The following is a 25,939-nucleotide window of genomic DNA, read 5'->3' on the forward strand; positions in this document are numbered from 1 at the left end:
CTGGCAATCGGATGGCTGTTGCATCCAGTGTGGGACGTCGGTCTGCACCTGATTGTTCAAGACGGTCAATTCGCACCGCTTTGGTATGTATACCTGTGTATCTCATTTGATGTTGTGGTGGCATTGGGGATTGTTAACAACCAGAAAAACCTGATAAGTTGGTTGAAGGGAGCATAAAAAATCAAATAGAGACACCACATGAACCTAAATCAAGTCACCTTACCCGTTAATAACATGGCGCAAGCGGTGGAGTTTTATCTCACGCTTGGCTTTATACAAATTGTTGATACCCCTCATTACGCACGTTTTGCCTGTCCTGACGGTGATGCCACTTTTTCGTTGTCACTTACGGAAAATGCAGATTCAGGTGGTGCGGTCATCTATTTTGAGCATGAGCACCTCGATGAGTTAGTCGCTGAGCTCATCGACCGTGGTATTGAGTTTGCACAAATGCCTACCGAGCAGCGTTATTTGTGGAAGGAGGCAATTGTGTATGACCCCTCGGGGAATAAAATTAAGCTCTTCTGGGCGGGGGAAAATCGCCATAACCCACCTTGGAAAGTGCACACAACAAGGGCACAATGACATGGAGCTGGCTTTTAGTACCGAGCGTTTACAGGTTTTTGAGCTGCTGCCGGTCGCTAACAATAAGCAAATGAGCCGCCTTATTAGCGTATTACCCTCTATGTTATGTGCCGATGTCGTAGCTCATTTACCTGCCTCCTTTTCGGGCGTGACCAACCCAGAGCAGGCAGCCCAGTGGCTTGATGATATGTGTGCATGTAGCCGTGTTTATGTACTGAAGCCAACAGAAAACGGGCAACCTGTCGGATTACTCATTGTAGGCAACAATCAAGCGGATGATGTTCACATTGGTTACTTGTTAGCTAAAGCGCACTGGGGCAAAGGGCTCGCGTTTGAGTTACTTAGCGCATTTATATCTGATTATGCCCCTACGCAAGACTGGCACACATTGGTCGCGGGTGTTGAGCGCAGTAATGTGAGTTCTATAAGACTGCTAGAAAAGTTAGGATTCGCACAAGTTACAGGGGCGAGCCAGGAACAATTACAGTATGTGTTACCTTTAACTCCGAACACTAAAGCGCAATAAAAAAGCCAACGTCGCGTTGGCTTTTTGAACCCATTATATACTCACAATACTGTTAACCTCAGCGTTATCCGCTCATACTCCTGCCCGTCTCATGCTGAATAAAACTGAGATTAATAGTCAATACGAAGGCTTATGCTAAGCAGATCAATTTATTTATCAGCTGAATCAAGGTCGCTATTTGGCTGCATGGAGCTGCCCACAGAGGCGATGATCACAAGCGCAATAGCTAACCACTGCAAAGGGGTGAGTAATTCGTGCAAAATAAGGAATCCAGCCAATGCCGCTACGGCAGGCTCTAAACTCATCATCACGCTAAAACCTTGTGCAGGCATATTACGCAGTGCAACCATCTCTAAGGTGTAAGGTAATGCACTAGACATGATGCCAACCAAAAAGCCCAGCGGGATGACTTCCCAACTCAGTAATGCGCTGCCTTGTGATACAGCCCCAAAGGGCACCAGGAAAAATGCCGCCACGGCCATACCAAGCGCAACGGTGCGCCCCCCTGAACTTTGAGTGCCAGTGCGTTTACCAAAAAGAATATAGCCAGCCCAAAATGCGCCAGCGATTAACGCTAAGACGACACCAACAGGGTCTAGTCCTGTTTCCATATCAATTTCAGGTAACAGTAAAATGATCCCCGCTAGTGCGAATGCGACCCATACTAGGTCTCTTTTGCGTTTTGAGCTTAACAGAGCAACAGCGAGTGGCCCGGTAAATTCTAGGGCAACACCAATACCTAAAGGAATGCGCTCAATTGCATAATAAAAGGTGATGTTCATGCCGCCCAGACACAAGCCATAAACAATGATGCTGCGCCATTGCGAGCCTTGAGGAAGGGCCTTCCAAGGACGAAATATTAAACATAAAACCACAGCCGAGAAGCCAAGGCGCAATGTTGTTGTGCCTTCTGGGCCAACCAAAGGAAACAGTTGTTTTGCGATGGAGGCACCCGATTGAATGGTGACCATGGCTAACAGTAAACACATTACTGCTGTAAATAACGTACGTTGGTGTGTCGAAAACATCGGCTTAAAAGGCCCAAGAAAAACAAGGCGCTAGTTTAACTGCGCAAATGAACAGGGTAAATATTTACGCGACCAGAAACTCACTTTTTACGGGCAGTGTCGTGCTAATTGGCGAGGTTAGTTGCTCCTAGTGTGCCGTTAAAGGTATAAATGCATTGAGATATAAAGCAAAAAGGGCAGGCATGCTCGTTTTGCAATCGTCTGTGCTAACCAAAATAAGAATAAGAGTATTTGCATGACCCTTAACCGTGAACAGTTCATTTGGCTTGGCCCACTATTGAGTGTGGCATTTTATTGGCTTCTCCTCGCCCTTGGTATACACCAGCAAGGTGCTATAGCGGGAGCGATTACGTGTTTAACGGTGATTTGGTGGGTGACAGAGGCGTTGCCCATTCCCGCGACCTCCTTAGTCCCCTTTGCGTTACTCCCTCTGTTTGGGGTGCTTGATCACAAAGAAGCGGCATCGTCGTTGGGTAGCCATGTTATTTTGCTGCTCATGGGCGCGTTTATGTTGTCTAAATCATTAGAGAAAAGTGGTGCCCATGAACGTCTCGCTATGTATATGGTGCGCATGGTGGGTGTGTCGAGTGCCCGTAAACTGGTATTTGGCTTTATGTTGGCCGCGGGTTTTTTAAGCATGTGGATCTCCAATACGGCCACTACGCTCATAATGTTACCGATGGCGCTGGCAATTTTAAGTCATGTTGATAATCAAAAGCTCAAAGTTGCACTTATTCTTGGTATTGCTTATGCAGCCAGTGTGGGTGGCTTAGGCACGTTAATTGGCACACCGCCTAACGTTATATTTGCAGGTATTTACGAGGAGCATACTGGCAAGGAGTTTGGTTTTTTAGCATGGATGAAAATCGGCGTGCCAGTGGTCATTTTGGCTTTGCCAGTTATCGCGTTGTGGTTAACCCGCAATGTGACCCTTGAGCATGACATTGAACTGCCAGAGCTTGGGCCTTGGCGCAGTGAAGAGAAACGTACCTTGATCGTATTTGGCTTAACGGCGTTGGCCTGGATCACGCGCAGTGAACCTTTTGGTGGTTGGAGCGCACTGTTAGGGCTCAGCGGTATAGGCGATAGCACGGTAGCCTTGTTTGCGGTGGTGGTGATGTTTGTGGTGCCCAACGGCAAAGGAGGGCGATTGCTTGATTGGGATACTGCCAAATCAATCCCTTGGGGTATGCTATTACTGTTTGCTGGTGGTATTGCCATCGCCAAAGGCTTTAGTGCATCGGGGTTAAGTGCGATGCTGGGGCAGTGGCTGTCCTCGCTTTCTTATTTGCCGCCTTTATTGATGATTTTGGTGCTGTGTTTGGTGGTTACTTACCTTACGGAAATTACCAGTAATACTGCAACGGCGACTTTGTTAATGCCTATCTTGGCGGTGGCGGCACTCTCTGCTGGGATTGATCCCACCGCCTTTATGATCCCAGCCGCAATGGCTGCGAGTTGTGCTTTTATGTTACCTGTGGCCACCGCACCTAACGCGATTGTTTATGGTACGGGTGAGATTGAAATACAAGATATGGTTAAACAAGGTGCCATTCTTAGTTTTCTCATTTCCAGTATTGTGGCCATGGTATGTTATGTGGCGCTTGTTTAAGCGCCTTTGGGTAATACGGGGTCTGGCAGTATTGGCAAAAGAGCACGTTCTCGTCGCAAGTCGTCTTGTTCGTGCTCTAGGCGGTGACGCATGTGTTTTAACTCTCGACGTTGTTCTTGGGTTAATTCGGTATTTTGTAATTGGCGGTATATGTCGCGTATTTGTGCTTCAATTTGCGATAAGCGCGCAGACAGCTCATACCTTTGCTTATTTACAACATAGCGGTCATGCCCTTGTTGCCAGGCTATGCGGAAGTCTTCTGAATAACAAATGGGATTATAATTGGCGCCATTAAGTCCCTGTTTGAATGCGTTTTCAGGCTGGCAATAATCTTTTAATCCCTCTGCATGCCCGCGCTGATAGTCCTGTAATGTGGGGCGTACGCCATAATCTAAGCATTCGTAAAGTATGCTTTTACCTTGCTGTATGCTCTTGCCTTCAAGGCCATGATCAAAGCCAATATCAAACCAATCACCACGACGACACTGTTGCTCGGACAATTGCGCACAGCCACTTAAAAGTGCCATGAAACCCAGTGTGAATACGTATTTTGATGCTGTCATGCTTGTTACCAAGTGATTGTATCTGATTATTATTAAACGCTTTTTAATATGAACCAAGCCTGTCTTACATACAACAGGCTTGATAAGGGAGGTAATCAGTTCAAAAACTTAGGGAGCGATCATCACACTGAGGCGTTTTTGTTGTGCTAGTGAATCAAGTTTTGAGTAGTAGATGATTAAGTCATCTTTTTTGTCTTCATTGATATCTGCGCTACTCACTTGCACACCTGATTGTGGCAAGGGAGCTTTGTGTCTTTTACTTCGTGCGAACGATTGTGCACCTTCATTCAAGCGATAAATTAATTCATCACTGTCTTTGGAGAACAACAGGTCTTTGCGTCCATCGCCATTGATATCGCTTAGCAATACCAAAGGCTCACTGGCCCTGCCTTTGCTGATGCTAAAGCTCATTTGTGTTTCATAATCGAGCGTAGGTTCTTTGGGGAACTTGCCTTGTTTGTCTTGCCAGTACAGCAAGATATCTTGATCAATACTGCTGGCCAGTAGCGCAGAGACTATTTGCCCAACACCCAACTCAAAACTAGCAACCATAACTTCTTTGATGCCGTCACCATCTATGTCTTGGAGTTGTAAATCGGTTAATGTGCCCTCGGCGCTGATCACCGTGTTTGCGTCCTTGGCATAACTGAGTTGGCCATCACTTGATTGTTGCGCATAGTAGATTTCGTAGTCGTTTACGCGGTCAAACACGCCTGAACTTTTGGTAAAACGTACGACTAAGTCAGGGAGTTTGTCGCCATTTACATCTTCAAAACGCTCCAACTTGCGGTATTGCAAGTCACTTTGATCGAGTGGTTGACCATCTTCACCAAGTTGATCCCACCAATCTATGGCATAAATATCATCGCGCACCGCGAGGGTGACTTCCTCAAAATGACGTTTGTGGGCTAGGTGCACATGTAATTTGCCGTCTTTGAGGTAACTGACATCGATAAGCTGGTCGTTATTTACATCCTCAGCAAATACTTGCGCAGGTGACGCGCTGAACTCATCTCTATCAAGAACAGTATGGCTTTGAATGGGCAGGGATACTTTTTTATGTTCTTTATCTGGCACCGATAACCACACATGGGTTTCGTTAAAGTCGGTGAGCATGACGTCGCTTTGTCCATCGTTATTAAAGTCATAAATAAAGTCCATGCGACGCATGTAATTGCTGCTGGCAATGCGATAAATTGAGTGCACATCGACAAATGAAATCAATCGCGCATCGCCCTTATTTTGTGGGTATTGATATTGGGCAATGTGATCTTGGGCTAAAAAATACAAGGTATCGGTTTGCTCTGAGGATTCACTCACATCATAACCAAAATATTGCTCACCAATAGCAAAACGATCTACTTGCTCAAGTTTCCCGTCAATAAGCGCAACCACAGCAATTTGTTGAGCCTGTGATGTGTTTCGCCCAAAAACGACTATTTCTTTGCCGGGGTGGGGTGTGAGATCAACGGCTAGCGGTGGACGGCTAATGGTAAAGTCAAAGTCTAATGATGCTGTGTTAAATGGTGCACTGTGTGCAAAATTACTGATGAGCAAACCGCCCATTAATGCTAAACAATGAAGTCCTTTCACATCCGCCCCCAAGTATTTTTATTGTCTTAATGATGATTATACTCATGCATGATTGATAGTGATCAACTGTATGAGCCTTACGCTTGGGTTAGCTTGCCATATTGCCACATGGCTGCAAGCAAGATTCTGTAAGTAATTGTGAGTATGGGCGTTGTGCGTTAGATGCCGTGGTATTGAGTGAGCCAGCGCTGCCACAATTGCGCATAGTGTTGCATGTGTTTGTGGGTTTTACTTTCTAGGTGATTAGTTTTGTCGCGCTCACTTTTAAATGGGCCCGCACGGCATAGTTCACAGCAATTCGGGTGATCAAGGTAGTATGGACGTGTGCAATGCTCACTTAACGCGTTTGCTGATAGCGCATAGCTATAGGTAATCCCCAAGGTGTCTTTAACGTGTTTGTCTCTGTCAACATTACGCACTTTGTATCGGGAAAATGATTTTAAATCAAATGGTTGTTCGCCAACGTAGTGCATTGGCGTGTGGTGCGTTAATGCGTGGTCTAGCCCCCAGTGACTGTAGGGTTTTACGTCTTTTGATGTGATGTAGCACAGGCCCGCGCCTTTGGGGTCGAGCGCATAACGAGCACTATTGCGTAAAAACTGGTGCAACAAAGCGCGGTTAAGGATGTTTAAGCCACCTGCTGCTTTGGCGCTCTCAAATGCATCGCGTGAACCGAGTTGACTTAGCAGTGGAAACTGAAATATCACCACATCAAAACGCTGATCGCCCAATCTCTGCCAACACGCTTCATCGGTTACATCAAATGAAAAGAGCAGGGTAATATGCTGTTTCCTAAGATCATCAATGCCGTTGTGGCGGTATTTGTCTCGCAGCACATTTTCGCTGTCGTACACAGTGCCTGTAAGATTTGACGAATTTACGCGAGTCGTAAGGGCTCTGGTGAAACTAAAGTCACCGTCACCAACCGTTAAAATACGCCAATCTGGATCAAGGTACATAGCAGTGAGGCCCTTATTTACTCAGGGCTGCTATCAGATGGCGTTTTAGGGCTAAGTGCTCCAGCGTGATACAAGCGCGCTTTGAGTGACTCGATGGCTATTTGACGAATTAATACGTGCATGGCGATTAGTGCCGCAATGGCAAAGTGCACTGGTCCATGAGTTAAACCAAGTTCTGGGTTGTAGATACCTGCGCCAAAGAGAATGAATAGAAGAACTAAGGCAATTTCCATGAGCTGGTTGGTGTAAAAGCGTAACTTACCTTCATTTTTATGATCTTTTTTGATGCTCACCGAGCAAAAAAATGGGATCACTTTGACTTTGAATACCGCATTTTTTTCTACATAAATTTCGCCAATATCGTCTAATGCTTGGCGTAGTGCGTCGATCATCTTCAGCTCGCTTCAATCAATCTCAGGGGTCGGCGCGAAAGTGTAAAGCATTGCGCTAAGGCTGTCTAAGAGTTATCGAGTAAAAAGGCAATCATGAGTAGGTGGGTAACAAACACCACTGAGCTCAAGATGAAACGCATTTTTCGATAGTCCTTATGGTGTTCTTGCCAAGCAGGAGATTTGACTTCGAATAACAACACTAACCAGTAACTTGCACCGAGCCAAGCGAGTGTGAATATGGGTGTTGATAACGCTAACAATGGGATGGGGAGTGTGGGCACAATAGCTGCAATAGCGCGGCCTTGAGTTTGGTTTCCAGGGAGCCACAGTTGACCGCACAAGAAGCTTAATATGGCAATGCTGTAATAGATAAACATTGGCGCGACGCTCTCGCCTTGCCCGGTTAATAATGCCCAGCCTTGCAGTGCTAAGAAGGGAAGTAGGCCAAGGTAACCCAGCTGCATGTGGTTGACGTAGCGTTCGATAGACACAATGTGCTCCTTTGAGTGAAATCTTTTCTATTGTACGTGGGCTGATGAGTTAAGTTCAATCAAACAACGTATTTGTTGTTGAAATCATTGTTATATGTTTCGCGCCTGTGTGTTTGGCATCTATGGCTAGGTTGCTTTGTGAGCATAGCAAAGGCGGATCGGGAAACCGTATATGGAGACATTTTTTTTTAGCGAATGACGAGTATAACGAAGGCGTCGTTGCTGCTATGTTGCAACTAAGACCACATTACACACCGCAACTATTGCAGCAACAACAAACAGCAAAATTCAACATGCACCAATATAGCGAGTCACCATTTTAGTATGGCGACTCTTTGATAATGATGAGTGTGCGCGACGTTTAGCTTTGTTCTTTGATGGCCTGATTTACTAGCTTTTCTAAATCAATACGGGTGAAATCAAGCTTGTTTATGTAGCCATTAATGCCTTTGGCAAGATGCAGGTATTGCTCTGGTATGGTGCCCGTTTTACCTGAGCGAATAACGATGTGAACGCTTGTGTCTAGTAATTTATTGCGAATAAAATCAACAACTTTGAATCCGGCATCGTCGCTTTCCATAACAATATCTAAAATTACCAAGCCTATCTCTTGATGCTCAGACAAAAAATTACAGGCATCTTTAGCGCAATTAACATAATGTAATTTGAGATCTTCAACATCAACATTAATCGTGCTTGCAATGAGTTTTGTGACTAAGAAAACGTCTTGCTCATCATCAACAACTAAGATAGAGAACTCTTTCATTCACGCGTTTCCAAAGGCAAAGAGATAATAAAGTATGCGCCGCGAGGATTGGGTACGCAGCGAATATCGCCCTGCAGTGAGTTTTCGACAATATCCCGAGCTATACCAAGCCCCATTCCACTGTTGTCTGGGTTGTCACTGAGCGTAAAAAAGGGGTCAAAAATTGAATCAACATGTTCATCGTCTATGCCAACACCAGAGTCTCGGTATTCGATGATAGCCACTTGCTCCTCTGGAAATGTGTTGTCTACACGCGCAACTAACGTGATTTTACCGCCTTGGTGAGGTTTGAATGCATGTTGAAGCGTGTTGTTGAATAATAAGATTAACAATTGCGACAACAACCCACTGTAGGAGGTTAATTCTAAGTCGCTGGGGCATACAATTTCACAGGAAGTATGATGTTGCTCAAAATCGCTGTCCATGATGGTGCTCAAACTGTGAAGGTGTTCGAGTAAATTAAAGCGCGCTTTTTGACCTTTTCCTTGTTCTGCAGCCACTTGTTTATAGGACTCAATCAACCCTTTGGCTTTGCCTAAGCTGTTATTCAAAAGCGCGTTAAACTCTTTAAACTCGGCTTTGACGTTACTTGCGCCAAGTGAGCCTTCATTATTATCCGGTAAACGTTCGATAAGGTGGTCAAGTGCAGATGCAGTTGTTAATGCGATACCCAAGGGGGTATTAATTTCATGAGTGATATTAGAGACCAATGACGACGTAAGTTTACTGCGCTCCATATCAATGACTCTTTGCTGAGTGCGTTGTAGTAACTCTAAGGAGTCTCTGAGCTCGTTGTTACGCACTATCATTTCCAAGTCTTTTTCTAAGGTATTGCGACACTCTTCGAGTAATTGCTTGTTGAGCTCATGGAATTTACGTGTTTTAGAGTCAAGGACACAAATAGTGCCAAAAACTTCACCACTAGGCCATTTTAACGGCACGCCTAGATAACTGATCATATTTAATGGCACATCAGGGTTATCTTTCCACATGTCATCTTCTAAGGCGTTTTCGACCTCTAAAGAGGAATCTGAGCCTATAACGGTTTCGCAATATAACCCGGCACCTAGTGCTGCCGTCTCATTTTGTTCGTAGGGGTTACCTTCAGAATTGCTTTTGGCGAACACTTCGATGTCATTTTCATGCAAACGCATAACCAGTGCTGCGGGAATGTCGTAGATTTTGGCTATCAGGTCTAACACACGTTGCCATTGCTCAAACACCTTGTTTTGGAATTCGTCGTCATCGAAATCCATGATTGACACTTGGACAGGGTTTTCCTTTCCCCTTACGGTGACGTTTGCGAATTTTTCTTTCATTTTTGGCCTATATCAAAAGCAATATATGTGTACCTGTAATCAGTGCGCTATGTTGCTGAAAAATGTACGTTCTTTAATAGATTAGCTGTCAACCTAACTTTGTACAAACGCAAAAATCCTGTTGCTTTGGCCCTTTTCGCGTGCCAAGGGATCTTCAATATTGTTGCGCCATGAAATTCAATTCTTTGGATGTCTTTTGGGTCCGCATGTTTACTGGGCTAATGCCATTTTTTGTCTGAAAAACATATTCTTACGAGTGTTCGTTAAAACTGATTGAAACAATCTAAACAATCAATTTTATTTATCGATGTGGCGTCATTATTCTAAATATCAAGCCAGCGAGCAAACGACTCGCGCTAGTTTAATCACTCACAACAGACAAAAGAGAGGTCACAATGAGTAACTCTTTAATTAACACCAAAATCAAACCGTTTAGCGCGACAGCGTTTCACAACGGCGAATTCACAGCAGTTTCAGAGCAAGATTTACTAGGCAAATGGTCCATCGTCTTTTTCTACCCAGCGGATTTCACTTTTGTATGTCCAACTGAGCTGGGCGATTTAGCGGATCACTATGCGAAGTTGCAAGAAATGGGTGTAGAAGTGTTCTCTGTATCAACGGACACACACTTTACTCACAAAGCTTGGCACGATGCGTCAGAGACCATCAAGAAGATTCAGTTCCCGATGATAGGCGACCCTACCGGTCAAATCACTCGTAACTTCGGTGTGATGATTGAAGAAGAGGGTTTGGCTTTGCGTGGCACCTTCGTCATTAACCCTGAAGGTGAAATCAAAGTTGTTGAAACCCATGACTTAGGCATCGGTCGCAGTGCGTCTGAGCTATTGCGTAAAGTACAGGCAGCACAGTACATCGCGACCCATGACGGCGAGGTTTGCCCAGCGTCTTGGCAGCCAGGTGAAGAAACACTCGCACCTTCACTTGACCTTGTAGGCAAAATTTAATTTTCGCTACTGGTTAATTACCTATTTGGCGGTGGCAACACCGCCTTTTTCCAACCAATTTTATTGAGGCGAACCATGTTAGACAACAACATTAAGAATCAATTATCCAGCCACTTTAGTGCATTGACCGGCGACGTAGAACTGGTTCTCGCCGTCAATGAAACAGGTAAAAGTAAAGAATTAGAAGCGCTTGCGAACGATTTAAGTGCTTTGAGTGAGCGCATTAAGATACGTTACTCTGATGACGCGACATTACGCCGTCCATCACTGATGTTAAACGGTGCACAAGGGTCATCAATTAGCTTTGCTGGTGTGCCGATGGGGCACGAGTTCACATCGCTTGTTTTGGCTATTTTGCACAGTGGAGGTGTTGCGACTAAAGCAGATGAAGAGCAAGTTGCGCAAATAAAGACTCTTGATAAGGCGCTCAATTTTGAGATTTATATTTCTTTGAGCTGCCAAACATGTCCGGGTGTGGTGCAAGCACTCAACACCATGGCGGCGCTAAACCCACTCATCAAGACCACGATGATTGATGGGGCATTGTTTCAAGATGAAGTGCAGCAGCGCAATATTATGGCTGTCCCAACAGTGTACCTTAATGGTGAGCAATTTAGCCAAGGTGCTATCAGCCTCAATGACATCCTCAATAAAGTGGATGAAGGAGCGAGTGAGCGCCAAGCCAAGCAGATTGACAGCAAAGACCCATTTGATGTGTTGGTTGTAGGTGGTGGGCCTGCGGGAGCCTCAGCCGCTATATACGCAGCGCGTAAGGGGTTACGCACAGGTGTGGTCGCTGAGCGCTTTGGGGGTCAGGTTGCAGATACCTTGGGTATTGAAAACTTTATTTCTGTGAAAGCGACAGAAGGCCCCAAGCTGGTGGCACAGCTCGAAGAGCATGTAAAAGAATACGACGTTGATGTGATTGATAATCAACGTGCTGAGCGACTCTATGCAGACAATGGTAATCACGTAGCGCTTGAAAGTGGAGCAACCTTGAGCGCTAAGGCCGTTATTCTCGCAACAGGTGCACGCTGGCGTGAAATGAATGTGCCAGGAGAACGTGAATATCGAGGCCGCGGTGTAGCGTATTGCCCACATTGTGACGGGCCGCTGTTCAAAGGCAAAGAGGTGGCCGTTATTGGTGGTGGTAACTCGGGTATTGAGGCTGCAATCGATTTGGCTAATATCGTCTCACATGTGACTGTGCTGGAATTTGCCGACACCTTACGAGCAGATGAGGTGCTGGTGCGCAAGGCAAAAAGCCTCAACAACGTCACTATTATCACCAACGCACAAACCACCGAGGTGTTAGGCGATGAACATCGTGTTACGGGCATTACTTATACCGACAGACAGAGCAACGAGCAACGAAACATCAGTTTATCTGGCGTGTTTGTGCAAATTGGTCTGGTCCCTAATACCGAATGGTTGAAAGACAGTGGTGTCGCATTGTCGCAATTCGGTGAAATTGAAGTGGATAACCGTGGTGCCACAAACATCGATGGTATTTACGCAGCGGGCGACGCAACTAACAGTGCGTATAAGCAAATCATCATTGCGATGGGCGCTGGTGCAACAGCGAGTTTAGGGGCATTTGACTACCTCATCCGTCACGGCCAGTGATATACACACTTGGAAAAACTGCACACACACCCTGAAATCTCCAGTGGTGCAGTGTTCTTAGCCGCTCACCCGAGCGGCTTTTTTTTATCTACAGTTTAATTTTTTAAAGCCAGTGAGTGAGATACATCAAAAGACATACAAAAAATTGGTTCACATGGCATTTGCCCTTAGCTCTTTACATCAACTTATTCTATTCTTTAGACATATTTCCTTAGATTTTAACCAGCGCAGACTGTGATAAAGCCACCAAAGCCCCAAAATGAACAAGCAAGGATTGACGCACTTAACAGTTATGAAGTGCTAGATACGGAAAGTGAAAGGTTATTCGATGATTTTACTCAACTTGCGTCAGAGGTATGTGAAACTCCCATTTCGTTGATCAGTTTGATTGACCCTAACCGGCAATGGTTCAAGTCGAAAGTGGGTTTAGATGTCAATGAAACCGCACGTGACATAGCGCTGTGTTCCTATGCGATTTTGCAAGACGATATTCTAGAAGTGCCTGATGCACTCAAAGATGAACGGTTTGTCGATAACCCATTAGTGACAGGCGCTCCGTTTTTACGCTTTTACGCAGGCATGCCACTCAAAACCCCAGATGGTTACAATATTGGCACCTTGTGTGTGATAGACCAAAAGCCAAAGACACTCAATAAACACCAGAGGAATGCACTCAAAATTCTGGCTCGTGAAGTTATCGCACAGTTTGAATTAAGACAAAAAAACAAAAAATTGGAGTTAGCAAATAAATATAAAACCGAGTTTTTATCGACCGTTTCTCACGAAATCAGAACCCCACTTAATGCCATTGTTGGTTTATCTGAACTCGCCTTGGAGCACACGAAAATCGACTCCGTCGATGCGCAAATACTTGAGTTTATTAAGCAAATAAACGGCAGTGGCGCACAGCTATTACGTATCGTTAACTCAGTGTTGGATTTTGGCAAAATAGAAGCTGGAAAAATGGAGCTCGATGAGAGCGTTGTCGATTTGCGCGCTGTCATTTTAAAAACGTTAGACATCGCCAAGTACACTGCAAAAGAAAAGCTTGTAGATATGATTGTTGATGTAACTATTGGGCCACAAACATATTGCCGAATAGATGATATCAAGTTGTCACAAGTGCTCACTAATATCATCAATAACGCCATCAAGTTTACACCCAGTGGCAAGCGTATTAGGGTTCATGCCTCTGTAGAGCAACAGAATATTCAGTTAGAAATACAAGACCAAGGTGTGGGTATCAGCGAGCAAGACTTGAGAAAGCTGTTTGATAAATACGCGCAGTTTGGAAGTAAGCGCAATGCTCAAGAAGGCACGGGGTTAGGGTTATCTATTACCCGAGGTCTAGTGGCGCTGATGCAAGGCAGCATTGAGGTTGATAGCGCTCTAAATTCAGGCACATGTGTACATATTACCTTGCCTTTTAACCCGGCTTCCAAACCCAGTAAAGCGCCCAATCCACACCTTGGGGTCCCAGAGGGTAAAAGGGCGATTGTTGTCGAAGATAATCCGGTCAACCAAGTGGTTATCGGTGCCATGCTTAATAAACTGGGAGTCGAATATTTTGTTCTCGCAAGCGGTGAAGCTGCCCTTGCGAAGGTGGCACAAAACAACTGTGACTTTATTTTGATGGATATCAACTTACCCGGTATTGATGGCATACAGACAACCAAGGAAATCAAAGAGCTAGGGATCACTACACCCGTGATTGCACTAACCGCTGATGTGTATGTGTCGTCCATTGAAAAAGCACTATTCGATAGCTTTTTAACGAAACCGATTCAAACCAATGAGCTGCAACAGGCAATATTGGCCGTGCTGCAGCACTAACCACCGTGACAATTTAACCACCTTTATGTGGATTTACCGCGTGCTATTGCAAACGAGCCGGCCTGCATCAATGCCCATTTTGTAGCCAGCATCAAGCTTTGCCAAGTCGCGTGTTGTACGAGAAATGGCAAAATCACTGCCAGGCGCAATGACATCAATCTGACAGTCTTTGGGTGGACTCATAATAAAGTCTAAACTGGCGTTATAGTCAGCCCAACGTTTGGTCATGGTGGTAGCGAGTGCGCCATGTTGTTTTAGCGCAAACTTTAATAGCCAACCAAGTCTACTTGGCTTTTTTCGATATCCTAGAGGTTGTGATAACACTACAGTGATGCGCTTGGCTCCCATTTGGTATGCTTTTCGTACTGGGATTGAGTCCGCAATACCGCCATCGGTGTAATATGCACCATCAAAAGGCACAAAATCGCGATAGGCGATGGGCAGTGCACAGGATGCTTTAAGAATATCTTCAAGATTATCAGCAGTGGCTTGCAGGTATTCTGCCTGACCCGTGTGTGCATTTGTAGCGGTGACAAAAAAGGGGGCACTGTTTTTGGCAAAGGTCGCCAAGTCCAGACGAATTTCACTGATGGTTTTGCGCCATAACCAATCTAGATCAAAGAGGTGCCCGCCGCGCGCAAAGCGACCATAGCTAATAAAATCTGCTCGGCACGAATAATCAGTGATCACGGTATAGTTACGCTTGTGCTGATGACATAAAAAAGCGGCGATATTTGTCGCTCCTGCTGAAACACCAAAATGCATATCAAAAGGGTTATAATTGTGTTCCAGCCATGCATCGAGAACACCGGTGGCGAATATGCCTCGCATTGCGCCGCCTTCAACAACCAGGGCGTGGTGGGGAAAAGTAGATTGCACCTAATGTGTCCTTTTATTCTTTAATCTGGCGAAGCTTTTTCTAAAGTGCAAAAGTAAATCCAGAGCACACATCGCCTCACTGACCTGTAATGATGTTATGCAGCTGCACTTTATAGACGTGTACCAATCAACTTAAATAGCGACTCTTTCTAGCAGGCAAAAAATCGTCCTCACGGCGTTAAGTTGTTCAATGTACAATACCCTACATAAGAAAAATTGTTAGGTGTTAGCACATCATTTATCCAGCGTTGTATCTGCTCACAGATTTATGCTGATTGGTATAAAACCAGTGTAATATTGTTACAAAAATAGTAGAATTGCTACTATATATCATTTCTATTTCCGTAATCTGCTTCTATGACCGATATCACCACGCACCAAGCATCACGTAAACGCCTACTTATTGCGTTGGCGATCACGTGTAGTTTTATGGTGATTCAATTGGTTGGAGCATATTTTGCAAATTCGTTGGCTGTATTTGCAGACGCTGGGCATTTGTTCGTGCACAACAGCTCCCTGTTTATCGCTATTTTGGCGTCATCTATTGCCATTCATTTAGCGCAAAACTTCAATGAAGGATACAACAAGGCAGAATTGCTAGGCGGTCTTATTAATGGTGCCTTGTATATTGCCATTAGCTTGACCATTTTGTCTGTCGGTTCCGACAGGTATATGCAAATTCATCATGGTCATGAACAATCTAATGTGAACACACATATCATGGCCGCAGTGTCTGTATTGGGTTTTGCGTTTCATGGTGCTGCTGCTTGGGTGTTATACAAAGGACGCAAAGACAGCATTAATGTGTACGCGGTGTTCCTACACACCTTTTTTGACCTGCTGTCTACTGTATCGACGTTGGTCGCCAGTGTTGTGATTGCGATGACTGGATGGCAACAAGTGGATGTTGTTTTTAGTATGCTCATCTCTGTGTTTGTATTATTCACTGGATTTCAGCTTATCTTTCAATGTGTCCAAAGGCTTAGGTTGGGCCAAGGAGCATTGCCAAAAGCACAAAAAGTGGAAGCGGCATTGGCAAAATTGGATCATGTTGCCAGTGTGCATAATGTGACCGTGTCGGTGCTTGATAACAACATTGCGGTAGGGGCGCACCTCGTGCTTAAACACCACTGCACCATCGCAGCACATGATGCTGAGTGTCGTGAGAGTGCTGAAAAGATGCTCAAACAGAGGTTTAATATTTCCCACAGTGTATTGCAGATTGAAGCTAATGAGCATCTTGAAGCGCATGAACACTGCAGTTCTATTTAAACGCCACAAAGCATATTAAATATTCTTCATTCTATCCAATACTTGTTCAATATACGCTTTCGAAGCCAATGTCTGCGCATCCGTTGGCTTGGCAAAGTAGTAGCCTTGCAGGTGATGACAACCGAGCTTATTTAAGAAAAATATTTGCTCTCTGGTCTCTACACCCTCGGCAATGCAATACAGACCCAAGCTCCGTGACAGGTTATGTATGGTACGAATTATCGCTTCATTGGTTTTATTGATGCCTATTTGGCGCACAAAGCTTTGATCTATCTTGATGACATCAATCGGGAATTGATTGAGGTAGGTTAGTGACGAATAGCCGGTACCGAAATCGTCTAAAAATAGCTTTAACCCCGCAGCGCGCAATTTATTAAGCTGATCAGCAGCTTTGGTTTTATCGTCCAGCAAGGTGCTTTCGGTGATCTCTAAACGTAATTGGTGTGGTTGCACATTGTGCATTGCTAAGATATCAACAAAGCGTTCTGTAAGGTTTGCTTTGAGAATATGCAAAGGTGACAAATTCACCGATAGGTAAAAGTCATCATACTTCTCAAACCAAGGTTGGAGCTCGCGCAGGGCACGATGAAGTGCTTGCTCAGTGATCGCATCTATCAAGCCAATCTCTTCAGCTACAGGGATAAACTCTGCGGGTGAAATAAACTTACCATCGCTTTCCCAGCGCAGTAATAGCTCTACACCTACTATGCGCTTTTCATATGCTTGCACGATTGGTTGATAATGATTCATCAACACCTCGTCTCGGTAGGCATCCTGCAACGCGTTCTCGAGCATGAGTTTATGTGTGATGCGGTTATTCATTTGCTCAGTGAAGAATTTGTAGCCATTGCGCCCAGCGTTTTTGGCATAAATCATCGCCATATCAGCGTTGCGAATAAGGTCTTCGGCGTTGTCAGCGTCAAAAGGAGACAGCGCGATACCAATACTCACGGAGATATTAATGGTGATATTGCCAATGTTAATGGGTTTTTCAAGGGTGCGCGCGAGATGCTCTGATAGTTCACTTAATGCACTTGGCGAATCTACATGCTCGATTAATAATAAAAACTCGTCGCCGCTTTGACGCGCTAATAAAGAGTGCTCATCGAGTTCTTGCGAGATACGCTCGCAGATACAACACAGTACTTGGTCACCTACAGCATGACCAAAGGAGTCATTGACGGGCTTAAATTTGTCTAAATCGATAAATAACAACGCTAGTAGTGAAGCATTTTCTTTCGCATAATCAATTGCTTGAGCAATCTTAGCGCGCATCATTGAGCGATTAGGCAAACCTGTTAACGGGTCATAGTTTGCAAGGTATCTCAGCTCATCTTCAGCGCGTTTTTGTTCAGTTAGATCCGTAATAACAATAACGTAATAGCTAATTTCATCCCTGTTATCTAACTGATCGCGACTTACAGCCGTGACGCTGATTTGTACGGGGTGTTGCAGGTGATGCTTGGTTTTTATGCGCTCTTCAATACGCCAGTTTTCACCCGCACTCAGGCGGCTCATGCGTTTCATATACTGGGTAAATTTACGTTTGCCTAGTGCTCTGACAAAAGGCTGTAACTGTAAGACTTCTTTGCCTTGTTGTGAGAACGCATGTTTAAAACTTTCATTAGCGGAGAAGGGTTTTAAGTTGTCATCCAGTATCAACAACCAATCACTGATTTGGCCGATTGCCTCACCCAACACCGCTGCTTGTTGAGCGGATGCTTTCGACTCGGTGATGTTGGTGTATATACCTGACACTTCTTGCGCATGCCCAAGATTATCAATTTGTGTAATTTGGCCCACTTCGTGATACCAGTGCCAAGTACCCAAGTTGTGGCGTAAGCGGTAACTAAAATCCCACGCCGCATTTTGCCCTTGATTGATAAAACGTTTCCAGCTGATGCGGTAGCGGTCAATATCATGGGGGTGAATGAGTTCAATGAATTGTTCAAACGAACAAACGTTATAGTCTTTGGCGTAGCCAAGCTCAGCCGCCAGCCTGCGCTGACTGAACTTGCGGTCGTTAACATTATAATGCCACACACCACTGTTGCTGCTTTGCAATGCCAATTCAGTTTGTTGTTGTGATGCTAAAAGCTTGTCATGAGCGACACCTAGGCGGCTCTGTTGACGGCGGATATAGAAAATCCAACCACCGATGAGCAGTATAATCGCAATAATGTAGGCGCTTAGCGCTTGCGGGGAGCGCCATAAGGCATATTTTACTTCAATCCCTAAATGCAAGGTGCGCGACCAGCTTCCCGAGACTGGGTCATAGGCACTGATACTCAACTGATGGTTACCTGGGCTTAACTTTGCGAACTGCAGTGAGTTATCTGCATATTCATCATATTTGAGTTGACTGGCACCGCTGAGTGCAATTTTGTAACGCACCTGGTCTTTGTGAATGAAGTCAAAGCTTGAAAACGAAATAGTCAAACCAACATCATCATGCTCCAAAACGAGTGGTTTATTAGCATAAAGTGCAGGGGTGTAATTGAGCTTGCGAGATAACAGCGCAATATTCGTAATTTGCGGTGGCGGTGTAATGTATGGGTTTGACGATGTAATAAAATCAGCGGGGTCGATAACAATTAACCCTTTCACTGAGCCAAATGCAAGTTCGCCTGTAGAGAGGTTAGCAACAGAGAAACTATTGAACTCAGCGGCGGCGAGCCCATCTTTTACAGTGAAGTGGCGAAGGTGTGAGGTGTTGACGTTGTAGCGATATAGTCCATTGTTCGAGCCAAACCATAAAAAACCATAGTTATCGACGATAGGTGCATAGACACTGGTGCTTTTTAGCCCGTCTGTCATATCAATGCGGTCGCGTACTTCAAGTGTCTCTAAATCGAGCGCCACGAGACCTTCGCCATCAACACTCAGCCAAAGACTGTTGTTTTGATCAATGATCCAGGAATCTACGAGGTAGAATGACTGGGGACTGGCGCTATTGAACTCGTAGATTAGATGGAGCATGTCGTTGCGAGCATCATATCTGTACAACGCACCACTGTAACTTATGAGTGGGTCATCTTTATGATTCGGCAGCGCCGGTAAGAAATGAGAGGCATACTCAGGGGGCAAGGTTTGTGCAATGCTCTTAAGTTCTTCAACGGTGTTTTGCCGAGGGTCGTATCTGAAAAAGCCCTTGTTAGACACATAATAAGTAAGCCCATTATCTACTTGTTGTAGCCCCCATGCCATCACAGGTGGGCTAATGTGAGGAGGTAAGGCTGCTTGGTCAAGAGGGTTAATGTACTCGTCTGTTTCGGTGTTTAATAACAGTACCCCCATGGCCGTTTGAACCCATAATAAATTGTCGGCATGGGTGGCGGGTTGAATTTGGTACACCGCATTTTGATCGAAGGCGATTTTATTGTCATTGACAGTAAAGTAGGTCGCAGTGCTGCCATCTGGGGAAATTTTATTTAAACCGTTGTTGCTCCCTACCCACAAAGTACCGTCTTGTTGCTCATGAATTTCCCATGTTGACTCGCCATATTGATATTGCGCGGTAGGTAATTCTTTTTGTTTGAATCGCATCGCCAATGGAGACCAAGAATACACGCCTTGGGAGCGGGAACCGAGCCACAGCATCCCGCTTTTATCTCGGTACATACTCGCCACTGTGTTATCGTTTATTGGGTAGCGAGAGTCGCTGAATCGTAACAATTTCTTAGTGGTTTTTGTGCGCCTGTCAAATAGTAACAAGCCCACTTCCGTAGCAACAAAATCGGTTAAACCGTAGCGCTGCACAGACCATATATTATGCTGGGCAACAAGCGTTTCAACTTTGGGTTCTTGATTATTGAGATTGTGACTGTATAAACCTGCAACAGTGCCTATGAGTAGGCCGTATTCGCTATCGAGTTGTAGAAATTTTACATTGTTTTGATCCGCGTCAGTGACTTCACCGGGTAAGTGTTGGATGAGGTTTGATTCTTTATTCTCGTAGTAATACAAACCATTAGAGGTACCAATGTATAGGCCATCTTCATACGGCAACAGGGCACGGATCATCACCGAGGAGTTACCAACGGAGGTGACCTGTTCTATGGCCCCGCTGCTGAGGCTGTAGCGGTAAACAAAGTTATTAATTGCCAGCCAAATGATATCGGCATTACGAGGGTCTTGGACTAAATCCCATACAGCTGCGTATGTTAGGTTGATTTCTGCATCAGTGCTTTTTAACAGCAATTGCGATGTGAGCGTTGCAGGGTCAACAAGGAACAAGCCTGCGAGCTCAGTTGAGACCACTAATTGACCGTTTTTTAAACGTAAAATTTGGACAATGTTGTTGGTACTTAAAGCATCTTCAGGGTTTTCGAACACACTCACGCTGTAACCGTCATAGCGGTTCAATCCACGTGCTGTTCCAAACCACATGTATCCAAACTCATCTTGGACTATGGTGTTAATCGTACCCTGACTTAAACCTTCCTCAGTTGAAAGGCGTTGCAATTGATAGCCGTAATTAGTTGCGCTAGTTGCAGCTTCAAGCGTATATGTAGGTAGAAGTAATAAGAACAGCAATGCGTTGAGCAACATACTTTTGAATCGACGCAATTCTTGACTCCATGAGAACGCTGTAACCCTTTCAGCGTGCACTATTTTGTTTCCAATTTGAGCTAACAACATTGGGTTAAATCATAAACTATAAATCTAGCATATAAGACTCGATATTCACCATATCTTTATAATTTCTCTTCAAAAAAATAAGAAAATACAACTAAATTTAACAGTTCAAGAAGGTGAATTAAGGTAATGAATGAAAATGACAGCGCGAAACGAAACATTGGTTGTGATAGATATGCAGTCGCGATTAGCTGCTGCTATGCAAGAATATGAATGTGTATTGAGCCATGTACAGAAGTTGATGAGCGTAGCCAACTTGTTGGGGATTAACGTGATAATTACCGAGCAAAATCTACATGGACTAGGCTGCACGGACCCACGTTTGGACACAACGCACGCCACGGTATTGGAAAAACATACCTTTAGTGCAACTGGCAACGCTCAGCTTTTAGAGAATATTGGACCAGCAGACAAAGGTATGGTCTATGTGTGTGGCATGGAAAGTCATGTTTGCGTATTTCACACAGTGAATGCGCTAGTTAGTAAAGGGTACAATGTGACAGTTTTAGGGGATGCTGTGTGCTCTCGTAATGCACAGAATAAAGCATTGGCGTTAGCGCAGATGCGCCACAATTCAGTGCAAGTTTGGCCCAGTGAAAGCGCCATATTTTTCTGGTTAAACAGCTGTGAACACCCCATGTTCAAAGAGGTGTTGGCATTTATAAAATAAATGCCAACATTTTGCTGATTACAAAGAGAAGGTGCGACTAATTGCCAGAACGAGACGCTCGTCTGCGTATTCACTGTCTATGTCTGTATCCTCAGCGGCTAACTCAAAATCGAAACCGGCAAAAGAGGTTTGATATGCAAGGCGGTAATGAAGGTAGGATTTACCATTGTCTTGCCAAGCAAACTTGTCTCCATCAAGAGAATTTGACGTATCTATACTTGCTCGCAAAGTATGCCCCGGTGACACCTCAACACTGTGGGCCAGCATTGAAATAACATGGCCCGCATCGGTACCAAAATAATCCCACGCATACCAAAAATTCAGTTCGCTGGTTCCCAGCTCAGATTGATACGCAAAGTTAGCATACGCTTCAAAATAATTCCCTTCACTAGAGTAGGATGCGCCGTGATAGGAGTAATAAGCCAAGCCATAATCAATAGATAAGCTATCGGTAAGTTCCACGTAGTGGCCGATGTAGGCGTCCCACTCTAGGTTTGTATCATCGCCAAAGTCAACGTTAGACGCCCATGTGCCAACATAAAACCCATTGTCAGCAGCGTAATCGATACTTCCTTGAAGTGCAGGGTCGTTAAGCGTTTGGCTGACACCATTAAAGGTGTAGTCACTCACGCCCGTTATGGTTGTTGACCATTCGGCATGTGCCGCAGGGGCCAAAAACAAAAAGGACAGAGCTGCGAAAGTATGAGGGATTGTTTTCATTAGTTCTCCTAGTGCGCAGGCGTGTTGTTAACACCCACAGTATCTGCATTTACACTGCCAGTATTGTGATGTGTTGTGGTGTTGGCTCGTTAATTGTAGATTAAATAATAGACTAAATATCAACAGTGTAAGACGTAATCGCACAATAAAAGTCTACTTAGAAGGGGGGGGATTACGCTTCAAATTGAAGCTCAAGATGAAAAAACAGCGAATGTGTATTCTGACACTGAAAAATCGCTAACTTTCAGGGGCTAAAATTATACCAATCAACTTAAATAGCTAATCATTCTAGCGGGCTAAATATCATGCTCACGTTATTAAAATTTTTCTATGTAAAATAACTACATATAAAAAATTTTGCCTAGTTAGCACATCATTTATCCAGCGCTATATATGATCACATATTTTTGTTGATTGGTATTAGAGAAAAGATTAATCAAATAACGTAGATAAAATTCTTATTGATAATCGTTATTGTTTAGATTAAACTTCATCTTATCTTCTAACTGAGAGTGGTTCTTATTCGTGTATATCTGTCTTTGTCATGGCGTTTCTGATAAAAAGATTGAACAAGCGATCGATCAAGGTGCGCGTTCGATGCGTGATCTTAGCCAAGAACTTAAAGTTGGCTCTCAGTGTGGCAAGTGTTGTAATTGTGCCAAAAAAATCCTCAACCAAAAGCTTATTGAGATTGTTGACGTAACTGACGACGTTGCATAACTGTCTTGTTGTTCCCGTAAAAATACTAATTTCTATCATCTTTATGTGTGTTTGTTATAGTTAATTACATCGCTTACAGCATGTGAATAACACACCATGGACAGACTTTTCTCTGCGCGCCTGCTTTTTATTACTCTGCTAGTAGGGTATCTTCTTGGTTGTAGCTCCGTACCTAATTTTGATGCTTATGGTCAGCGAACAATGAGCTATACACTGCCAGTGGAGGGACAGCAATTGGTCGATAACTTGTTTGATAATCATGAAGATAATAGTTTATCTGGCTTTTACCCTCTTGCTGATGGCTTGGATGCCTTCGCCGCACGTATAGCGCTTGTTGAAACGGCGCAGTCATCCATCGATATTCAGTATTATCTTTTTCATCGTCAGCAAAGCACACTGTTGCTCAGCGCTTACTTGTTAAAGGCCGCGGATCGGGGTGTGCGTGTGCGTATACTGCTTGATGATATGTCTCAAGCTGAGTCAGAAAAAGACTTAAGTGCCTTGGCACTACATGACAATATTGACGTTCGTTTATTTAATCCTTTGAATCATAGAAATCTGCGGTTTTTGAGTTTTATTACCGATTACTCTCGCGTGTCCAGACGGATGCACAACAAGAGTTTTATTGTTGATAGTAAGGTTTTTATCACAGGCGGGCGCAATATCGGCAATGCGTACTTCTCCGGAGAAGATCACGCACAGTTTGTGGACCTTGATATATTGAGTGTCGGTCCAATAGTAGAAAAAGCCTCTCACGCCTTTGACTTATATTGGAATCACCCGCTCGCAGTGAACGTAAAGGAATTATACGTCCGAGCAGATCCTCAACATTTTGCAACTATCAGAGAATCTTTTGCCAAGGTTGTGAGCGAGCAATATGGTAGCGACAGCCCATATGTGCAACGACTCAAAAGCTCAAATATCGTCAAAAACCTGCAAAAAGGGCGGTTAAATTTAGATTGGGCAAAAGGCTATTTGTATGTTGATGATCCAAATAAATTGCTTACCTCAAGCGAAGATACATCAACCCATATGGCTCCTAAGATGCTTGCCGCTATGGGCGCGCCAAAGCAGCGAGCAGTCATTGTGTCACCTTATTTTATCCCCAGAGAGCCCGGTGTAGCGCTGATCCGAAGCTGGATAAACAGTGGTGTTGACGTAACCGTACTCACCAATTCACTTGCGGCTACGGACGTGCCGGTGGTGCATGCCGGTTATGCCAACTATCGACAAGAATTAGTGGCAATGGGGGTGAAACTTTGGGAATTGAAACCTGACTTTGCCCAACAAGGCAACAAATCTAAAATTACCGATCTTACCGGTTCATCTAACGCTAGTTTGCACGCTAAGACGATGGCTTTTGATGATGATCGTATTTTTATTGGCTCGCTAAATTTAGACCCACGTTCGTTCAATCTCAATACTGAGTTAGGGGTTGTGCTCATGTCTTGTGACATAAATGCTATGCTCAGAAGCTGGGTCGATTCCGATATGCCCCATTTTGCGTGGCGTGTAACGTTAAGCGAGCAGGGCGAGCTTATGTGGACTGACAGTGATGGCAGCATATACAATCACGAACCACAAACAAGTACGTTGGCACGATTTAGTACATGGTTAATGTCTTGGTTGCCGATTGAGTCTGTTTTATAACGTAAAAAAGCCGCAAATAGCGGCTTTTATCTAACTGTCGGCTTTACATCTGTGATTGCAGATAGTTCTCAATGCCCGTTACTTTAATGAGATGCTGCTGAGTTTCGAGCCAATCAATCTGCTCCTCTTGCTCATTTTGGATTGCATCAAGGGCCTCACGACTAATATAGTCCATACGCTCTTCAGCGAGTTTGATGGCATTTTGAAGGTCTTTTAGAGATTCAATCTCAAAGTCCATATTGGCGCCAATCATCTCTTGTGGGTCTTCGCCGATACGTAAACGACCTAAATGTTGCAGGTTCGGTAGTCCCTCTAGAAACAAAATACGCTCAATAAGGCGATCCGCATTTTTCATTTTCACAATAGAAACCTTGTAGTCTGCTTTGTCTAGTTTACTAAAGCCAAAATCCTTGAACATGCGCGCATGAAGGAAATATTGGTTAATGCCTACAAGTTCATTGGCAAGCACTGTGTTCAGTGCAGCAATTACGTCTTTATCACCTTTCATTATGCTACCTCTGAGTCACCCATTTGTGATTGTTGGTAGTTTTGAATACCGATTTTATCAATAAGGCCAAGCTGCTGCTCTAGCCAATACACATGATCTTCTTCGGTATCAAATAACAGCTTCTCGAGCACTTCACGAGATTGATAATCTTGCTCTTCTTCGCAGATTTTAATGGTCTCTTTTACGCATTGAACAACTTCGAGCTCGAGTTTGAGGTCGTTGGCCATCATTTCCTTTACATCACTTCCTACTAGGAGGTCGCGACGCTTGGTCATGTTTGGCACGCCTTCAAGAAATAAGATACGTTTAATTAACCAATCGGCATGTTGTGTTTCTTCTTCACGTTCATGCTCTAAACGTTCATACAATTTATTCAAACCCCAATCTTCGTACATACGAGAATGGATAAAATATTGGTCGATTGCAGCTAGCTCGTTGGCGAGTAATTTATTAAAGCTGTCTATAACTCGTTGTTTACCTTGCATTTGCTTCGGCCTCGTCATTATTTAGTGCATTAAGTTTAGTTTATCCATTAATTAAATCAATATTTTTCTTATAAATCAGTTATTTACAATTGCTATTCATTCGCATTCGAATTTAGGTTTAGGCTCGTATTTAGCTTTT

The 25,939-nt window shown here is 44.2% G+C and carries 24 protein-coding genes; 11 read left to right on the forward strand and 13 right to left on the reverse strand.

The window, feature by feature from the left end; genetic code table 11:
• Positions 1-6: 6 nt before the first annotated feature.
• The 3 genes from AAEU32_RS14920 to AAEU32_RS14930 are packed head-to-tail and all read left to right on the forward strand — an operon-like array spanning position 7 to position 1,111.
• Complete coding sequence (locus AAEU32_RS14920; protein ID WP_421971381.1) at positions 7-177, forward strand: hypothetical protein; 171 nt, start codon at positions 7-9, stop codon at positions 175-177.
• Positions 178-198: 21 nt separating this feature from the next.
• Positions 199-585 carry a VOC family protein gene (locus tag AAEU32_RS14925; protein WP_421971331.1) on the forward strand — a complete coding sequence of 129 codons (387 nt, stop codon included), beginning with the start codon at positions 199-201 and terminating at the stop codon, positions 583-585.
• Between the two features lies 1 nt (position 586).
• The gene (locus tag AAEU32_RS14930; protein WP_421971332.1) at positions 587-1,111 is read left to right on the forward strand and encodes a GNAT family N-acetyltransferase; all 525 of its coding nucleotides are present in this window, start codon (positions 587-589) and stop codon (positions 1,109-1,111) included.
• 149 nt (positions 1,112-1,260) lie between these two features.
• On the opposite strand, the gene AAEU32_RS14935 is transcribed toward AAEU32_RS14930, so the two are convergent.
• Positions 1,261-2,100: an EamA family transporter gene (locus AAEU32_RS14935; protein WP_421971333.1), complete on the reverse strand. Its 840-nt coding sequence runs from the start codon at positions 2,098-2,100 to the stop codon at positions 1,261-1,263.
• A gap of 274 nt (positions 2,101-2,374) precedes the next feature.
• Between AAEU32_RS14935 and AAEU32_RS14940 the strand changes: the two genes are divergently transcribed.
• Entirely contained in the window at positions 2,375-3,751 is a 1,377-nt protein-coding gene (locus AAEU32_RS14940; RefSeq protein WP_421971334.1) for an SLC13 family permease, read from the forward strand.
• Here AAEU32_RS14940 and AAEU32_RS14945 read toward each other — a convergent pair.
• The 7 genes from AAEU32_RS14945 to AAEU32_RS14975 form a co-directional block, all read right to left on the reverse strand.
• On the reverse strand, positions 3,748-4,314 hold the full coding sequence (locus AAEU32_RS14945) for a DUF2799 domain-containing protein (protein WP_421971335.1): 567 nt from the start codon (positions 4,312-4,314) through the stop codon (positions 3,748-3,750). The two genes, AAEU32_RS14940 and AAEU32_RS14945, sit on opposite strands and share 4 nt — an antisense overlap.
• A gap of 108 nt (positions 4,315-4,422) precedes the next feature.
• Complete coding sequence (locus AAEU32_RS14950; RefSeq protein WP_421971336.1) at positions 4,423-5,907, reverse strand: FG-GAP repeat domain-containing protein; 1,485 nt, start codon at positions 5,905-5,907, stop codon at positions 4,423-4,425.
• Positions 5,908-6,065: 158 nt separating this feature from the next.
• Complete coding sequence (locus AAEU32_RS14955; RefSeq protein WP_421971337.1) at positions 6,066-6,866, reverse strand: class I SAM-dependent methyltransferase; 801 nt, start codon at positions 6,864-6,866, stop codon at positions 6,066-6,068.
• 17 nt (positions 6,867-6,883) lie between these two features.
• Positions 6,884-7,258: an ABC transporter permease gene (locus AAEU32_RS14960; RefSeq protein WP_421971338.1), complete on the reverse strand. Its 375-nt coding sequence runs from the start codon at positions 7,256-7,258 to the stop codon at positions 6,884-6,886.
• A 65-nt stretch (positions 7,259-7,323) separates the two neighbouring features.
• Positions 7,324-7,743, reverse strand: coding sequence for a DUF3429 domain-containing protein (locus AAEU32_RS14965; protein ID WP_421971382.1), 420 nt, complete (start codon positions 7,741-7,743; stop codon positions 7,324-7,326).
• A gap of 367 nt (positions 7,744-8,110) precedes the next feature.
• On the reverse strand, positions 8,111-8,515 hold the full coding sequence (locus AAEU32_RS14970; protein WP_421971339.1) for a response regulator: 405 nt from the start codon (positions 8,513-8,515) through the stop codon (positions 8,111-8,113).
• Positions 8,512-9,834: a GAF domain-containing sensor histidine kinase gene (locus AAEU32_RS14975; RefSeq protein ID WP_421971340.1), complete on the reverse strand. Its 1,323-nt coding sequence runs from the start codon at positions 9,832-9,834 to the stop codon at positions 8,512-8,514. The genes AAEU32_RS14970 and AAEU32_RS14975 overlap by 4 nt, the downstream gene beginning before the upstream one ends.
• Positions 9,835-10,229: 395 nt before the next feature.
• Between AAEU32_RS14975 and ahpC the strand changes: the two genes are divergently transcribed.
• The 3 genes from ahpC to AAEU32_RS14990 all read left to right on the forward strand — a co-directional run bounded on the left by ahpC (position 10,230) and on the right by AAEU32_RS14990 (position 14,258).
• The gene (gene ahpC, locus AAEU32_RS14980) at positions 10,230-10,799 is read left to right on the forward strand and encodes an alkyl hydroperoxide reductase subunit C (protein WP_421971341.1); all 570 of its coding nucleotides are present in this window, start codon (positions 10,230-10,232) and stop codon (positions 10,797-10,799) included.
• A gap of 75 nt (positions 10,800-10,874) precedes the next feature.
• The gene (gene ahpF / locus AAEU32_RS14985) at positions 10,875-12,425 is read left to right on the forward strand and encodes an alkyl hydroperoxide reductase subunit F (protein WP_421971342.1); all 1,551 of its coding nucleotides are present in this window, start codon (positions 10,875-10,877) and stop codon (positions 12,423-12,425) included.
• Positions 12,426-12,659: 234 nt separating this feature from the next.
• Positions 12,660-14,258 (forward strand): GAF domain-containing hybrid sensor histidine kinase/response regulator, encoded by a 1,599-nt coding sequence (locus AAEU32_RS14990; protein WP_421971343.1) that lies wholly within the window; start codon positions 12,660-12,662, stop codon positions 14,256-14,258.
• A 33-nt stretch (positions 14,259-14,291) separates the two neighbouring features.
• On the opposite strand, the gene AAEU32_RS14995 is transcribed toward AAEU32_RS14990, so the two are convergent.
• Positions 14,292-15,137: a patatin-like phospholipase family protein gene (locus AAEU32_RS14995; protein ID WP_421971344.1), complete on the reverse strand. Its 846-nt coding sequence runs from the start codon at positions 15,135-15,137 to the stop codon at positions 14,292-14,294.
• A gap of 357 nt (positions 15,138-15,494) precedes the next feature.
• Here AAEU32_RS14995 and AAEU32_RS15000 point away from each other — a divergent pair, with 357 nt between their 5' ends.
• Positions 15,495-16,409, forward strand: a complete 915-nt coding sequence (locus AAEU32_RS15000; protein ID WP_421971345.1) for a cation diffusion facilitator family transporter — start codon at positions 15,495-15,497, stop codon at positions 16,407-16,409.
• Positions 16,410-16,424: 15 nt separating this feature from the next.
• On the opposite strand, the gene AAEU32_RS15005 is transcribed toward AAEU32_RS15000, so the two are convergent.
• Positions 16,425-20,978 (reverse strand): EAL domain-containing protein, encoded by a 4,554-nt coding sequence (locus tag AAEU32_RS15005; RefSeq protein ID WP_421971346.1) that lies wholly within the window; start codon positions 20,976-20,978, stop codon positions 16,425-16,427.
• A gap of 208 nt (positions 20,979-21,186) precedes the next feature.
• Here AAEU32_RS15005 and AAEU32_RS15010 point away from each other — a divergent pair, with 208 nt between their 5' ends.
• The gene (locus AAEU32_RS15010; RefSeq protein ID WP_421971347.1) at positions 21,187-21,717 is read left to right on the forward strand and encodes an isochorismatase family protein; all 531 of its coding nucleotides are present in this window, start codon (positions 21,187-21,189) and stop codon (positions 21,715-21,717) included.
• A gap of 18 nt (positions 21,718-21,735) precedes the next feature.
• Here the strand turns inward: AAEU32_RS15010 and AAEU32_RS15015 are convergent, their stop codons facing one another.
• Positions 21,736-22,437 carry a TorF family putative porin gene (locus AAEU32_RS15015; RefSeq protein ID WP_421971348.1) on the reverse strand — a complete coding sequence of 234 codons (702 nt, stop codon included), beginning with the start codon at positions 22,435-22,437 and terminating at the stop codon, positions 21,736-21,738.
• Positions 22,438-22,962: 525 nt separating this feature from the next.
• Between AAEU32_RS15015 and AAEU32_RS15020 the strand changes: the two genes are divergently transcribed.
• Together AAEU32_RS15020 and AAEU32_RS15025 are read left to right on the forward strand one after the other, a co-directional pair.
• Positions 22,963-23,157, forward strand: coding sequence for a (2Fe-2S)-binding protein (locus AAEU32_RS15020; RefSeq protein WP_421971349.1), 195 nt, complete (start codon positions 22,963-22,965; stop codon positions 23,155-23,157).
• A 201-nt stretch (positions 23,158-23,358) separates the two neighbouring features.
• Entirely contained in the window at positions 23,359-24,807 is a 1,449-nt protein-coding gene (locus tag AAEU32_RS15025) for a phospholipase D family protein (protein ID WP_421971350.1), read from the forward strand.
• A gap of 43 nt (positions 24,808-24,850) precedes the next feature.
• Here AAEU32_RS15025 and bfr (AAEU32_RS15030) read toward each other — a convergent pair whose 3' ends face one another.
• Positions 24,851-25,315, reverse strand: coding sequence for a bacterioferritin (gene bfr / locus AAEU32_RS15030; RefSeq protein ID WP_421971351.1), 465 nt, complete (start codon positions 25,313-25,315; stop codon positions 24,851-24,853).
• The gene (bfr, locus tag AAEU32_RS15035; RefSeq protein WP_421971383.1) at positions 25,315-25,800 is read right to left on the reverse strand and encodes a bacterioferritin; all 486 of its coding nucleotides are present in this window, start codon (positions 25,798-25,800) and stop codon (positions 25,315-25,317) included. Before bfr (AAEU32_RS15035) ends, bfr (AAEU32_RS15030) begins: the two co-directional genes overlap by 1 nt.
• Between the last annotated feature and the right edge of the window lie 139 nt (positions 25,801-25,939).

This window comes from Pseudoalteromonas maris (genome assembly GCF_049257235.1).
In the GTDB taxonomy this organism is placed as follows: domain Bacteria; phylum Pseudomonadota; class Gammaproteobacteria; order Enterobacterales; family Alteromonadaceae; genus Pseudoalteromonas.